Below are 15,197 nucleotides of genomic sequence, written 5' to 3'. Positions count from 1 at the left end.
TTATTACTGCGGAAATACCTTTTGTTATTTCTTTTCCGCTTTATCTGCAATAATTCTATTCTCTCGGTTCGCCAATTCCCATGCTGTATGAAAAACTAGTCTAGTTCTGTTTTCTAGTAAATCATATTCAATTTTATCAGGTGTGTCACTTGGTTGGTGATAATCATCATGAGTACCATTAAAATAAAATATTACTGGGATGTTATTTTTTGCAAAATTATAATGATCAGATCTGTAATAGAAACGATTAGGGTCGTTCTCATCATTATAAGTGTAATCCAATTCTACATTTGTATATTTTGTATTTACTTCTTCAGAAATATTATGAAGTTCCGTACTTAGCTTATCACTTCCTATTAAATATACATAATTTCTATTTTCACTTTTACGTTTTGGATCTATTCGACCGATCATATCGATGTTTAAATCTGCAACTGTGTTTTCTAATGGAAAAATTGGATCTTTATCAGTGTAATAGCGAGATCCCAAAAGACCTTTTTCTTCTCCAGTAACGTTTAGAAATAAGATTGACCTTTTCGGACCATTACCATCTTTTACAGCTTTGGAAAAAGCTTCTGCAATTTCTACCACCGCAACGGTTCCTGATCCATCATCGTCAGCACCATTGTATACTTTTCCGTCTTTTACTCCTTCGTGATCTAAATGTGCAGATATTACTATAACCTCATCAGGTTTCTCAGATCCTTTGATAAATGCAGCTACATTTTCTGAAGTTATCTTCTCAGAAACATTTTTGTAATCCATAAAGATTTTTGTTTTAATGATACTAGATGTATCATTAGTAGCAATATCGCTAAGAACTGATTTTGCTAAATCTTCATTGAGAAGTAAAAAGTAAGGATCTTCTTCATTGCCAGCGAGTGACATTCTACCCGAGGAGTTAGCAAATTGTGCAACTGCTAACTGATACACTTCTGGGAAATAAAATAAAATAGCTTTAGCTCCTTGGTCTATTGCCGCGGTACGTTTAGCGGCAAACTGTTGTCTCATATTAGACCATTTAGACGCTTCTGATGTTCCAGTAACCATAAAAGTTCCATCTTCGTTTTTAGGTTCTCCTGATTTAATCAGAACAATTTTATCTTTAACATCAACATCAGAATAACTAGAATACTTTTCATCATCGATTCCAAATCCAACGTAAACAATTTCATTGATAGAAATTTTATCTGTCTTTCCTGCACTTAAAGATATAAAATCTTCGATGTATGTAAATGACTTGTCGTTAACAGTTAGCTTGATTTCAGGGTTACCTGCAACTTCAAGAGGTACTTCCTGAAAATAGTTACCATCGCTTTTAGCAGCAGGGACACCATACTTTATATAGTGCTCTTTTAGGAAGTTAATAGCCATTTTTTGACCAGGCTTACCAGTTTCTCTTCCTTGAAACTCATCCGATGCATATGTATATAATGCAGTTTTTAAATCTTCGGAGGTAATTGTATTGGCATATGTTACCGGATCATTAAGAACTTTTTTTGTCTCTGCCGATTTTGTTGTTGTTTTGGTAGTACCACAAGCTGCAATAAGAGCTGTAATAGCCAAAACAGAAAATACTTTTTTCATAAAGATGTGTGAATATTAATTTTTTTTGATTGAGCCAAAAATACAAGAATTTATATATGATTTTATTAAGTGGCTGAAAAAATAGAATTGATCAAATCGTTTATAGCGTTTTAATTCTAGATTAAGTGGATAGATGTTAGTATAGATAGATCAAATTATATTTGTAATTTCGTTTTATACATTTAATTAAATGATTAAAAAATGTCTACTACCAACCAATGTAAAAATTGTGAACAATCCTTCGATGAGTCGTTTGATTATTGTCCATATTGTGGGCAAGAGGCAGCTGATAAATTGACTTTTGGAGTTTTATTTAGTAATACTATTGGGAATTATTTTGCGGTAGATGCTCGTTTCTTTAAAAGTTTCGTCCCATTAATGACTAAGCCTGGTATACTGGCAAGACGTTTTGTAGATGGGAAACGTCTTTCATACCTACATCCCGCTCAATTTTATTTATTTATATCAGTTGTATTCTTTTTCATTTTTTCATTTACTGTAAGGAAAGCCGATAATACCCTTAATAAAAAGTTCAAGAAAGAATTTAGTAAAGATATCAAGTTAGATTCTTTAGATTTTAAAAAAGATTCAATTGGTATCGAAATTGCTAAAAAAGCAATAACTGAAAACGCTGCACTTGCTAATATAGCAAGTGAGGATATTAAAATTATAGATTCTGTGATTTCTGCGGAACAAAAAAATCCAAAGCTCTCGTTTAATTTTAAACGCCAACAGTTAGATTCATTGATAACTATTGGTGCTCCCCAAAGTGAGAAACTCAAGATTATGGGGGTTGATGAAAATGATGGAGCAATTACTAAAAAATTTTTCACTCAAATATTGAAGTTTTATGAGCAACAGGGTGGAGGAATATTAAAAACTTTTTATGATACGATTCCTATTACAATGTTCTTAATGCTACCACTATTCGCTTTTTTGTTAAAAATATTCTTTTGGACAAAAGGAACCTTTGCACATCATATGGTATTTAGTTTTTATTTTTTCACATTTGTTTTTACCTCATTTTGTTTTCTGATTTTTGTTAATTTACTTGTAGATATCCCTATATGGGTACAAGTTTTATTCTTTTTATCTTTCATTATTTATTTGATTCTAGCGTTTAAGAATTTTTATAAAGGTAGTTGGATAGGAGCCTTTTTTAAAGGTTTTGTAGTAAGTTATGTGTATATGATGATTATTGTACCGCTAGCTTTTACGGGTATTATTTTGGTGTCTATATTTTTATATTGAAGATTATAAATTAAAATGTCTTATTAACAAAGAAGTTCATTTTTAAAGAAGTTATGATGAAGTTGAATATAAATAATACATTTTCTGAAGAATTGCCTTCGGACCCGATACTTGAAAACTCTCGTAGACAGGTTAGAAATGCTTGCTTCTCTTATGTTGCTCCAAGAAAAACAAGTAATCCAACAATTTTGCATGTTTCTGATGAAGTAATACAAGATTTAGGCTTAAGTCAAGATGATGTTGAATCCGAAGAGTTTTTACAGATAATGACCGGTAATAAGGTGATGAAAAACACAAAACCTTATGCAATGCATTATGGAGGTCATCAATTCGGAAACTGGGCTGGACAATTGGGAGATGGACGTGCTATTAACTTATTGGAAGTTGTACATAATTCTAAGCGTTGGGCAGTTCAATTAAAAGGAGCAGGAGAGACGCCTTATTCTCGTAATGCTGATGGTTTAGCAGTTCTTCGTTCTTCGATACGCGAATATTTATGTAGTGAGGCCATGTATCATTTAGGAGTTCCTACAACTAGAGCTTTGTCTTTGGCTATTACCGGTGATCAAGTATTAAGGGATATATTATATAATGGTAATGCAGCATATGAAAAAGGAGCCGTTGTATCGAGAGTTGCACCTTCTTTCATTCGGTTTGGTAATTTTGAAGTATTAGCCGCTCATGGAGATCATACAACGTTGAAATTATTAACAGATTATACCATCAAATACTTTTATCCCGAGATAACAAACACAGGTAAGGAGGCCTATATTTCATTCTTTAAATTAGTTAGTGAAAAAAGTTTGAAGATGGTTATAGATTGGCAGCGAGTAGGTTTTGTTCATGGAGTTATGAATACTGATAATATGTCTATTCTTGGTGCAACAATAGATTATGGACCTTATGGATGGTTAGAAGTATATGATCATGGATGGACTCCTAATACTACAGATAGTCAGTTTAAACGTTATAGATATGGTACACAACCAGAAATTGTTCTATGGAATCTTTATCAATTAGCGAATGCGTTGTTCCCGTTAATTGAAGAAGCAGATCCATTAGAAAATATTTTGTACGCTTATCAAAATTCTTATAAGAATGAATATATCGATATGATGACATCTAAAATAGGATTGTTTACTAAGCAATCCGAAGATCAGCATATTATAGAACAATTAGAAGAATTACTTCAGGTTGTAGAAACTGATATGACTATTTTTTTTAGAAATTTAAGTACTTATAAAAAAGGAAGTTATAATCAATGGATGCAAATAGTTTCGGAAGCATTTTATACACTTAGTGATGTAAAGGAGGATGTTCTACAACGTTGGAATGATTGGTTTTTAATGTATGATAATAGATTGAATGTAGAGGTTTTAAGTGATGAGCAACGCAAAGAAGAAATGGATACTATTAATCCTAAGTATGTATTACGTAATTATATGGCTCAGTTAGCTATAGACGACGCTGATAAAGGTGATTATATGTTAATCGATGAATTGTATAAAATGCTTAAAAAACCCTATAGTGAACAACCTGAATACGATAAATGGTTTGCTAAACGTCCCGATTGGGCAAGAGATAAGGTAGGTTGTTCTATGCTATCTTGTAGTTCCTAATAATAAATATTAGTGAAATTTATGTTAGATGTAATAAATAATATTAAAGAAGGATATTCCGAAGGGATTTATAACAATGTTAAGTATAGCATAACCAAAGAAGTTTTTAATAACGGAAAGTCTTTTAAAATATATGCAAAAGAACTACAAGGAAATGATTTCATAAGTTTAAATTATTACATCACTTCTACTTCCGAATTATTAAAACCTTGCGAAATGCCAAAACAAAAGGTTATTAATTTTTTGAATAATGTATCTTTAGTCTAATGATTTTTTTAAAATTTAAACAATTGATTCTAAATAATTTATAGTGTTAAACTTATTGTTTTAGTTTAAGTTATTTTTCTCCTGGGTGGTATGTTTTTTTAGCACGTTTTTCTACATCTTCCTTGTAGAATGCAGCTTCTTTAAATTGAACATTTACATACGGTTCTATTTGATCGTCGAAATGTGTAGAATCGGGATTACCACTTTGTCCACCAGCTAAACTAGTTTTTGCTTTTACTTTATCACCAAATTCCACAATTGCAACAAAACTATTTCCTCTAGTACCATAAATTTTCTTAGTATTATTAGTATACCGAACTCCATATGCTGCAAGTGCTCCCCAGCGTCCAGATGCAAATCCAACCGGAGTGCTAGGTTTATTATCATCGAATGGTTGTTTTATATCTCCATTAATACGTTGAAAACGATTTACCTCTCCCCATGGAAGGATACTTCCAAAGTCTTCTTCTATTTGAGCTAGAGTTTCTTTAAAAATAGACAGTCTTTCTTCTAACGGAGATTTTTCACCAAAATAGGTGAGTAGTGCCATATCACTAATTCTTTCTTCTGGTCTTTTCCCTTTTTTTGCATAATTGGTCCCATAGAAATGTGCTAGCGTCATTGCTTTGGAATCTACGGAAGTTTTGTAATCCCAATTACGTAAAATTTCGATAGTACTGCTTAATTCTTTTATTTTATCATTTTTATCATAAGCTTCTACGAGTCCGGGAATTAATTTTTCGAATGCGGGTAAATATGGATCATAGGCTAACGATATAAGACTATCTATCGTATAATTCTTCTTGTCCTTCAATAATTCAATAGCGTGAACGCCTCTAAAGTTTTCTCTGTCAATAGACATATATGCAGGATATTCTTCTTTTTTTGGGCTAAACTCTAATGCTGCGGTATATGGTGTAGAATTACAATTTTGTAACCAGCCATTTTTAGGATTCAAAAGCATTATAGCTTCATTAACAGGGTGTAATCCGTTCCAATCGGTTTTAGGATTACTTCCATCAACAGGTTTGGTATAATCAAAAGATTGATCCCTAACTGGGATAAAATTACCATGGAAATATGCAATGTTTCCTTCGGCATCTGCATAAACGGTATTGTTTGATGAATTCGTTTTTATATTCATCATATTTCTAAATCCTTTATAACCAGTTTGTTTAGTACGTATGTAGGATTGTTCTAATGCTTTTACTGGTTCCCACATTAATGCCGTTGCGACCCATTTACCATCTTTAAGATGGGTTATGGGACCATGATGGGTTCTATAAGCCGGAAATGTTTTTTCTTTTAAAGTATCATCTTCTTTATATTTTAAAACGACTTTGTACTCTTTTATTGGTCTTAGTTCATCTCCATATTTATACATAGGTTTACCATCTTTCTCAATAGTTGTTTCAACAAATTCATCAATAACATCAGTATACGTAGAAGTATGCATCCATCCAGTTTTTTCATTAAAACCTTGATATACGAAGAACTGTCCCCAAGTAACAGCTCCATATGCATTTAATCCTTCTTCGCTTACCACATGCACTTCTCCTCTAAAATAAAATGAAGTATGTGGATTAATTAATAACATCGCATTTCCTGATTTTGTTAATGATCCAGAAATAGCAATTCCATTAGAACCTTGCGGTTCTAGCATTTCCTTTTCCTTTTTTAAAGCCACCACTTCTGATATTGGCAGTTCCATACCGCCTTCGTACATCGCTTTAATTTTGCGAGTAGAAACACGTTCTATATCACCACCAATAGAACCTTCGCTAAAATACATTGGCATCCATGGTTCAAAATGTGTTAGTAATCTAGGAGTTACCTCAGGATGAGTTTTTAGATAGTAATTGATCCCATCAGCAAAAGCAATGCACAATTCTTTAAGCCATTGTGGACTCTGTTCATAATTAGCTATTGCTTCTTCCTTGGTCATAAATAATTTAGCTCTAAGATCACTATAAAGAGCTTTTTCTCCCTCTACTTCTGCTAATCGACCTGTAGCCCAAATATAATTTTGTTCTACACGATTAAAATCATCTTCACATTGCGCATATAATAATCCAAAAACAGCATCAGCATCTGTTTTTCCATAAATGTGTGGTACACCAAAATCATCTCTTATAATCGTGGTATTTAAAGAATGTTCTTGCCAACGTTTTTCTTCATCACTAAGTTCTATTTTGGTTTCAGTTTTACAAGAGAAGAGTAGGAAAGAGGTAATGCAAAAAAATATGACTTTTGATCGTATCATAGAGTTAGTTATATAATAAATAAGGTGTACGAGTTTTTATTTTAAAAGTGTGTGAACTCCATTTTCTAGAGCAAATAATGTAGATATTTCTTTTTGAGTAAGATTTCTGTTAAAAATAGACAGTTCATCCATCAATCCTATATATCCTAATCCTAAATAAATATTAGATTTTTCTAATTCCCATGAAAAAGGATCTGTAATATCATCTCGTTGTCCCTTTAATACACCGTTGATGTATAAAGAAGTTTCACCTTTTCCAGAATTTAAATTTTTAAAATTTATAAAAATATGCGTCCAAGTTCCTTTTGCAAAAGGAGGCTGAGAGACTGGAATTAATTGATTTTTAAAAACTGGGTCATCATTGTCAGATATGGTAGTATCTTTTTTCCAAGAAATTTTATCTCCAATAACTCCCAGTCTGAAATCTCTAGGGTTTTCTTTGGTAAAATCTACCCAAATAGATGCATCATTATAACTTACATCCGTAATTTGGATTGGATCACAATATCCTGGCTCTAAATCTGTAGCAGGATCAAGATTGAGCCAAAAAGAAACAGCTCCATTCCATTCTTTTTGATTGTAAGTAATATTATCTTTACTAGTATAATAAATATAACCTTTACTATCCTTCTCATAAAGAAGAGCTCCACCTTTTAAACCTTGGTTTTCTGATAAACTAACTCCTTCTTTGTGTAAACCCATTTTGGCAGAATCTCTGGCTTTTCTTGATGGAACAGTATATAATTTAGGATCTCCTAAAGAAAAATCAGCATCAGTTCCATTGTCAAAAGAAGTGTAAAATGTTAATGCTTTTTTTAATGCTGTTTTAGTAGTATCCTTTTTAACTACATCTTTTGGAGTATTATCTTTTTTGGTATTGTCTTTTCCACAGGATATTACCATAAAAGACAAAGCTAAGGTAAAAATAAGACTACACTGAAGGGAGGGTTTTGCAAATTTCATGAGATGATAGATGTGTGTTTATATGGTTATAAATATATAAAAATATACCCACCAAATACTAGGGTGGGTAGTTGAAACAAGAGTTTTAAATAAACTTTATGATATTATAATATTAGTTTTCAATTTTTTAATTGATATCTTCTTGTTAAGAATGCGATCATACTCAAAAACAAAGTTATTATTGTTAAGGATACTATATAATTGTTATTATGGTTTAGTCCTCCGAAGTAATCCATAAATGGTATTTTGTTCATGTTTGCATACGTTATCATAAAGAATACTATTTCGAATAACTTCTTTCCTTTAGTCAGTATTCCTAAAGTGGATGCCAACAAAACAATAAAAATTGACCCAATTATTATATGAGCGTTTGATAATAAATCAAATGTTATAAACAGTCTTATAATTAATGGTGAAGCTAGTGATAACATTAGTATTGTTCCGGCAATTAGTTGTGAACTTAATAATCTACTTAATGGTTTATATGATGTAAATGTAATATGATGTACATTATTATATATTTCTTTGGAAGATATTTCTGATAGTCTATGAACTTGTAAAAACCATAGGACCGGAAGAATCAATGGATATGCTATATTAATAGGTACAATTGCCAAGGATATAACCCCAATTATGTTAATAATCCATAACCATCTTTTTCCTTTTCTAAAGAGTAGCATTAGTTCTGTTTTGACCAAAGAAATAATCCCATAATTAGTGGTGGATTTCTTTAATTCAGATACTATGATCTCTTGATTATTTTGTGTCTTCAGAATTTTAGGAATTAAACTAATACTTCTTAGTTTCTCTTTAATACTAAACCTGTGGAATAATGGTGTAACGACCATTATCATCATCATACCAAGTAATACCCATATGAAACGACTTACAATAAATACTGTGGGAAATGATATTCCATTAAATTCAAACTTTTTAGTCTCTTTTATATTTCCAATAGCATATCCGATGGATAAATCTGTTTTTTCTTCTACTTTTATAATGCTTCTAACCGTTTCTTCCATGTGATGCATTACTATTTTAGTACCAAATGGGTCTAGAGCAAATTGTGATTTATCATTATTAGCTGAAAATACTAATGCTGAAAATAAAAAGAAGAACCCGATATTTTGTAGTACTGAATATTTTCTAAATACTACTTCAAAAATTATTGCCAAAACAGCTATAAAAAACATTGCTGGAATTGGAACTAATAGATACGGAATTAAAAAGTTTAATATTTCTAATGAATAACCATCATTATATAAATAAAATAGTATAATACTCATTAAAAAAACAATGAACACTATAGTAACTAATACCAAAAAATTACTGAGTACTTTGGATAAAAGGTATTTAAAATTAGTTATTCGGGTGGAAGCAGTTATATGCCCGATTTTAGTGGTTAAATCTTTATTAATACTGCCGTTAACTAAATAGAAGCCAATTAATGATAAGAATATACTAGTCATTATAGCAGTAACATATCCGAACCAAGCAGCATTATAATATCCAACATGATCAGCAATTCTAATAGTAGAATAACTGGCATTAGGTTCAGGTACAAATGTATATGCTATCGCTAGACTTATACATAAGGTGATAAGAAAGCTGTAACTTCTGGTTCTTTGTAGGTAATCAAATTTTATAGTTGATAAGAATGTTTTCATAATGAATGATATTTAGTAAGCATAATAAACCCCAATATGTGCCTTTTGTAAGAATATTATAATTGCAATTATTATTAGTGCAGTTATAATTGATATACCTGCGATAGTTTTCTTATTTCGTGATTTTTTCATGATATTAATTTGTTTTAGTTAAGTATAAATAAGCATCTTCTAGATTGGCTTTTTTTGATTTAGATCCCATTATTGGATTTTCGGAGATATATCTAATCATTAATCCTTGTTCTTTTCTTGCTGTACTAACAATGATTTGATGATTTTTAAAATCTTTTAACTCTTCTTTATTGATAATGATTTCAAAAACTTTTTGATCAACTAATTTTATGAGTTGTTCTTGGTTTCCTTGCGATAATAGCGTACCGTCTTTCATTACAGCCACTTGATCAGCTATGGTATCAATATCGGATACGATATGTGATGATAAAATAACGATACAATCTTGCGCTAAATCCGAAATAAGATTCCTAAAACGAACCCTTTCTTCGGGATCTAACCCCACAGTAGGTTCATCAAATATTATAATTTTAGGATCATTTAAAAGTGTTTGTGCTATTCCTACGCGTTGTTTCATTCCTCCAGAATAGCTTCCTATTGGTTTTTTAGCTGCCTCTAATAAATTAAGCCCTTCTAGTAACTGTTGTATTTTTGTTTTAAGATTTGGGCCTCCAATACCTTTTAAAGCTGCTATATATTCTAAAAACTCAAAGGCATTAAGGTTTTGGTATACTCCAAAATCTTGTGGAAGAAAACCTAATTGCTTTCTGATGTAATTTGCATCTTTCAGAATGTTATTTCTGTTCAGAATTATTGTGCCGTCTGTTGGTTTACTAATGGTAGCTATCATTTTAAGAAGTGTTGATTTTCCTGCTCCATTAGGGCCTAGTAAACCTAATATTCCTTTTTCGATAGTAATTGAAAAATCTTTCAACCCATATTTATTTCTATTGTATTTTTTTGATACGTTTTTGATTTCCAGTTTCATGTTTTGTTATTTATTAAATTATTAATAACTAGATTTTAATACATTCCGATACTTTCTATTATAAGGATGGTTAATTCAATGATAAATTCTATTAGCGATTTCATATATGTGATATTTAATTGATTGAGATCAAAAGTGATATATTATACCAATAGAAAGAAAAAAGAATGATGAGTGGTGGGTGTATCGTGATATAGTAACAAATGTCCGTTTAACCTTTAAATTGATCAACTTGAATAAAAAAGTAGTACTTACATCATGAAAAAGAGGTATTTCATAAACCAAAACTTATTTTTGAATGTAAAATTTAAAAAATTAATATGTCAAGATTAGATACTTGGGTTGATAATAAACTTGTACAAAACATACTCGTTTGGTTGTTTTTGATGATTATATTTTTGATGGTTATCCAAGCCGAAAATAGATTGCTGGCATCTTCTGCTATTATTGCTTTTATAATACCTCCTGTTTATATCAGTAATCTGAAAATATTACCGCTGTTTTTTACAAATAAAAGGGTACTAGGAGTTGTTTTATTTTCTTTAAATATTACATTTTTTACTTTTTTGGGAGTTGCTTTGTTAAGTAGTTTTTTTGAAAGCTTTCAATGGAGAATGTTATTAAATATATTTGGAGCTGTTCTATTGGTAATACTATTTGGAACCGCTTTGAAGTTGGCTAGAGATAGTTTTTACAGACGTCAGGAAGAAAAAGAGGCTGAGTTAAAGCTCTTGAAAGCACAATTAAATCCTCATTTTTTGTTTAATACCTTGAATAACCTATATGGTTTATCTGTGATTAAATCCGAAAAATTACCAGACTTGATGCTCAAACTTTCTGATTTGTTAAGATATAGCTTGTATGAAACGAAGGAAACATTTGTTCCTTTAGAGAAAGAAATCAAATACCTTGAAAACTATATTTCATTAGAGAAAATAAGATTAGAAGATAAAGCAGATATCCAATTAAACATTAAAGGTTATGATCCTTCTGATAAAATTATAGCCCCGATGCTATTTATTGTTTTTGTAGAAAATGCTTTTAAGCATTTGGGAGTTTTAGAAGGAGTAAAAAGCAAAGTATCAGTAAATATTGAGATAGAAAAGGATTCTCTTAACTTTAATTGCTTGAATACTATAGATTCCATTCGTACAACAAATATTGAAAAAGGAAAAAGTGGCATTGGTTTACAAAATGCGAAAAAACGTTTAGATTTGATGTATACAGACAAATACAAGTTACAAGTAAAACAAGAAAAAGATTTTTATCAAGTGGCATTAAATCTTAATTTTTAAATGAAAGTACTACAGTGTTTAATAGCAGATGATGAACCAATAGCTCGACAAATTATAGAGAGTTACATTAAAGAAATCCCATATTTAGAGGTAGTAAATACCTGTAAAAATGCGTTTGAAGTAATGGAGTTTTTACAGGATAATACGGTCGACTTATTGTTTCTAGATATCAATATGCCAAAATTATCTGGTATTAGTTTATTAAAAACAATTCGTCACAAACCTCATGTGATTATTACTACAGCATATCCTGAATATGCAGTAGAAGGTTTTGAATTATCGGTAACAGATTATTTACTAAAACCTTTTAGTTTGGAACGATTTTTACAAGCTGTTTTAAAAGTGCAACAGCAAACAAGTCCTATTCAGGATACTGTTGTTGTAGAAAAAGAAAAAAGTACAAAATCTGTATATGTTAAGAGTGATAAGAAGATTATTAAATTAGACTTAGAAACTATTAACTATATAGAAGCTTATGGTAACTATATCAAAATATATACAAATCAAATGATTCTAACACCTGTAACATTATCCGATTTTTTAGAAAAATTATCTGATAACTTCGTTAGAATTCATAAGTCATATGTTGTCAATTTTAATAAACTTAAGTTAATTGATGGAAATCAAATAGTATTACAAAATGATAGTAAATTACCTATAAGTAAATCTTATAGAAAGTTAATTCTAAATAGAATAGATGGTATTTAGCGATATCAATTAGATATATACCTAAGTTTTATTTAAATAATTGGGTGATGTTCATTTTATACATAGTGCCAATAGGTATTACTTGATCCGCAATTAAAATTCTATTTCCTTCGATACTTTTTATATGTTTTTTGGCTACTGCAAATGATTTATGAACTTGTAAAAAATCATCACTGGCTATTGTAGCTAATAGATCAGTTATTTTTTCTCTTACAGTTATGGTTTCTTGAGTTGTAACAACCTTAGCATAATTCCCAGCAGATTCCAAGTATTTAATATCCTCAATTAAAACTTGTATGTACTTTTTATTACTTTTTAGAAAAATACTTTTTTCAGGAGCTTCTGTACGGAGATGATTAGGGGAAATAGATTTTGATTCTGATGCTGTAGCCTTATTTACTGCTTTTAGAAAACGTTCGAAACTAAAAGGTTTTAACAAGTAATCCAGAATATTCAATTCATATCCTTCTAAAGCAAATTCGCTATAAGCTGTGGTAACAATAACTTTAGGAGGATTAGAAAGTGTTTTCAAAAAATCGAATCCTTTTAATTTTGGCATATTAAGATCTAGGAAAATCAAATCTACCTCATTAGTGTTCATATATTCAAAAGCTTCTAAAGCATCATAACAATGTTGAAGCAATTTCATGTTTGGTAATAAATCACAGTAACGCTTTATAATACCGTGTGCTACATGTTCATCGTCTATAATTAAATACTTAATCATAATTGCTTAAGAGTTAGTTGTACTTTATACACATCTTCTGTTATTGCAAAAGATAAAGAATGTTTTTTTGGATACACTAATTCTAGTCTTCTTTTCAAGTTGTTGAGACCAATGCCAGGTTCTTTGGTAACCTCGGATGCATCAAAGTTATTTTCTATTGCAAAATGTATTTCATCGATGCCAGATGTCATATTTATATGAATATAAGCTCCATCCCTTAAATTCTCTACTCCATGTTTAAATGCATTTTCTAAGAGTATGATAAACAGTAATGGCATAACCTTAGATTCTTCATTTTGAATATGTAGGTTAAAATTGACTTCTGTCTTTTTATGATAACGCATTTTATGAAGCTCAATATAATTTTTAAGATATTCTATTTCTTCTTTAACCGTAACAAAATCTCGTTGTCCTTCATAAATACTATACCGCATCATATCAGATAGTTTTAGTATTAATTCTTGAGCTTTTTTGGAATCTTCTTCTACTAAACCATATAGGTTATTAAGGGTATTAAAAAAGAAATGAGGATTCACTTGACTTTTTAGATGTAATAATTCAGTTTTAGACTTTTCGTTTTTTAGTTTAATAATTGTCTTTAATTGTCTGGACACCCAACGAATCCCTACAACAAATAGAATACTGAAGTAAAAGAATGATAAAAGAGTGGCAATTAATTCTTCTTCCGTGGCCACTAAAACGATTAAAACAAAAGGAGTACATATAGCAAATAGCCAGAAAATGATTTTTAGAATTCTAGGTCTCATATTCAATATTAATTAAATAATGTATCTCCACCAAAGAAGTTGATGAACACTATTTAACTCGATATAAACCTGATCAAACTAGGGATGAATTTATTTGCTATTTCTAGTTCGTGTTTGTATCCCTATTTTGAATTCGTTAGTAACTATTATTTACCTCTTTTGTTACTTGATCATAGGTTTGTTGGAAATATAGAATCATTTAAAAAACGAACAGTATGGAACTAATCATAGATAACTTATCAAAAACCTATGCAAATGGTGTAAAAGCATTACAGAATGTTACACTGCATATTCCTAAAGGGATGTTTGGGTTATTAGGGCCCAATGGTGCAGGGAAATCCACTTTAATGAGGACTATCTCGACACTGCAAGAAGCTGATATAGGTTCAATTCAATTCGAAAACATCAATGTTTTGAAAGAGAAAAAAGAACTTAGAAAAACTCTTGGTTATTTACCACAACAATTTGGTGTTTATCCTAAAATATCTGCAAACATATTGCTCAATCATTTAGCAGTTTTAAAAGGTATAACTAATAAAAAAGAACGAAAAGAAGTTGTAAATAGTTTATTGCATAAAACAAACCTGTATGATGTAAGAAATCAAAACTTAGGAGGATATTCTGGTGGAATGAAACAACGTTTTGGTATTGCTCAGGCTTTATTGAATAACCCAAAGCTACTTATAGTAGATGAACCAACTGCAGGATTAGATCCTGCGGAGCGTAACAGATTTTATAATCTATTAAGTGAAATAGGCGAAAATACAATTGTCATTTTATCAACGCATATAGTGGATGATATAAAGGAGTTATGTACTAATATGGCAATCATTAATCAAGGTCAAGTAGTACTACAAGGAAAACCCTTAGAGCTTATTCAAAAAATTGAAGGTAAAGTATATCAAAAAACAATAGCTAAAAATGAATTAGATATCCATAAAAAGAAATATAAGGTTATCAATAAAAAACTGTTTTTGGGCAAGCCTGTTATTCATGTGCTGAGTGATGAAGATCCCAAAAATGGTTTTGCTCCTATAAATGCCAGTTTAGAGGACGTTTATTTTTCACAAATTAATAATTAAT

At 30.4% G+C, this 15,197-nt stretch carries 13 protein-coding genes; 6 read left to right on the top strand and 7 right to left on the bottom strand.

Annotated features, from left to right (window positions below):
• Positions 1 to 24: 24 nt before the first annotated feature.
• Positions 25 to 1,587, bottom strand: coding sequence for a M28 family metallopeptidase (locus tag H526_RS0102605; protein WP_027391550.1), 1,563 nt, complete (start codon positions 1,585 to 1,587; stop codon positions 25 to 27).
• Positions 1,588 to 1,788: 201 nt separating this feature from the next.
• Here H526_RS0102605 and H526_RS0102600 point away from each other — a divergent pair, with 201 nt between their 5' ends.
• From H526_RS0102600 to H526_RS0102590, 3 genes are read left to right on the top strand one after another with little or no spacing between them, the layout of a single operon-like run.
• On the top strand, positions 1,789 to 2,838 hold the full coding sequence (locus tag H526_RS0102600) for a DUF3667 domain-containing protein (RefSeq protein ID WP_027391549.1): 1,050 nt from the start codon (positions 1,789 to 1,791) through the stop codon (positions 2,836 to 2,838).
• A gap of 56 nt (positions 2,839 to 2,894) precedes the next feature.
• Positions 2,895 to 4,457, top strand: a complete 1,563-nt coding sequence (locus tag H526_RS0102595) for a protein adenylyltransferase SelO (protein ID WP_027391548.1) — start codon at positions 2,895 to 2,897, stop codon at positions 4,455 to 4,457.
• A gap of 21 nt (positions 4,458 to 4,478) precedes the next feature.
• Complete coding sequence (locus H526_RS0102590; protein ID WP_027391547.1) at positions 4,479 to 4,724, top strand: hypothetical protein; 246 nt, start codon at positions 4,479 to 4,481, stop codon at positions 4,722 to 4,724.
• 70 nt (positions 4,725 to 4,794) lie between these two features.
• On the opposite strand, the gene H526_RS0102585 is transcribed toward H526_RS0102590, so the two are convergent.
• The 4 genes from H526_RS0102585 to H526_RS0102570 all read right to left on the bottom strand — a co-directional run bounded on the left by H526_RS0102585 (position 4,795) and on the right by H526_RS0102570 (position 10,617).
• Entirely contained in the window at positions 4,795 to 6,987 is a 2,193-nt protein-coding gene (locus H526_RS0102585) for an acylase (RefSeq protein WP_035084169.1), read from the bottom strand.
• A 36-nt stretch (positions 6,988 to 7,023) separates the two neighbouring features.
• Positions 7,024 to 7,950 carry a LamG-like jellyroll fold domain-containing protein gene (locus tag H526_RS28120; protein WP_051335936.1) on the bottom strand — a complete coding sequence of 309 codons (927 nt, stop codon included), beginning with the start codon at positions 7,948 to 7,950 and terminating at the stop codon, positions 7,024 to 7,026.
• 119 nt (positions 7,951 to 8,069) lie between these two features.
• On the bottom strand, positions 8,070 to 9,617 hold the full coding sequence (locus H526_RS0102575; RefSeq protein ID WP_027391545.1) for an ABC transporter permease: 1,548 nt from the start codon (positions 9,615 to 9,617) through the stop codon (positions 8,070 to 8,072).
• Between the two features lie 136 nt (positions 9,618 to 9,753).
• A complete protein-coding gene (locus tag H526_RS0102570) occupies positions 9,754 to 10,617 on the bottom strand; it encodes an ABC transporter ATP-binding protein (protein ID WP_027391544.1) in 864 nt (287 codons plus the stop codon).
• A 320-nt stretch (positions 10,618 to 10,937) separates the two neighbouring features.
• Between H526_RS0102570 and H526_RS0102565 the strand changes: the two genes are divergently transcribed.
• Together H526_RS0102565 and H526_RS0102560 are read left to right on the top strand one after the other, a co-directional pair.
• Entirely contained in the window at positions 10,938 to 11,912 is a 975-nt protein-coding gene (locus tag H526_RS0102565) for a sensor histidine kinase (protein WP_027391543.1), read from the top strand.
• Positions 11,913 to 12,620: a LytR/AlgR family response regulator transcription factor gene (locus tag H526_RS0102560; protein WP_027391542.1), complete on the top strand. Its 708-nt coding sequence runs from the start codon at positions 11,913 to 11,915 to the stop codon at positions 12,618 to 12,620. It abuts the gene before it with no gap.
• Between the two features lie 28 nt (positions 12,621 to 12,648).
• On the opposite strand, the gene H526_RS0102555 is transcribed toward H526_RS0102560, so the two are convergent.
• On the bottom strand, positions 12,649 to 13,347 hold the full coding sequence (locus H526_RS0102555) for a LytR/AlgR family response regulator transcription factor (RefSeq protein ID WP_027391541.1): 699 nt from the start codon (positions 13,345 to 13,347) through the stop codon (positions 12,649 to 12,651).
• Positions 13,344 to 14,114, bottom strand: a complete 771-nt coding sequence (locus H526_RS0102550) for a sensor histidine kinase (protein ID WP_035084167.1) — start codon at positions 14,112 to 14,114, stop codon at positions 13,344 to 13,346. The genes H526_RS0102555 and H526_RS0102550 overlap by 4 nt, the downstream gene beginning before the upstream one ends.
• 215 nt (positions 14,115 to 14,329) lie before the next feature.
• Here H526_RS0102550 and H526_RS0102545 point away from each other — a divergent pair, with 215 nt between their 5' ends.
• A complete protein-coding gene (locus H526_RS0102545; protein ID WP_027391539.1) occupies positions 14,330 to 15,196 on the top strand; it encodes an ABC transporter ATP-binding protein in 867 nt (288 codons plus the stop codon).
• The last annotated feature ends 1 nt before the right edge of the window (position 15,197 follow it).

The sequence above is a fragment of the Aquimarina latercula DSM 2041 genome (assembly GCF_000430645.1).
In the GTDB taxonomy this organism is placed as follows: Bacteria; Bacteroidota; Bacteroidia; order Flavobacteriales; family Flavobacteriaceae; genus Aquimarina; species Aquimarina latercula.
This window is presented reverse-complemented; position numbering and strand designations above follow the sequence as displayed.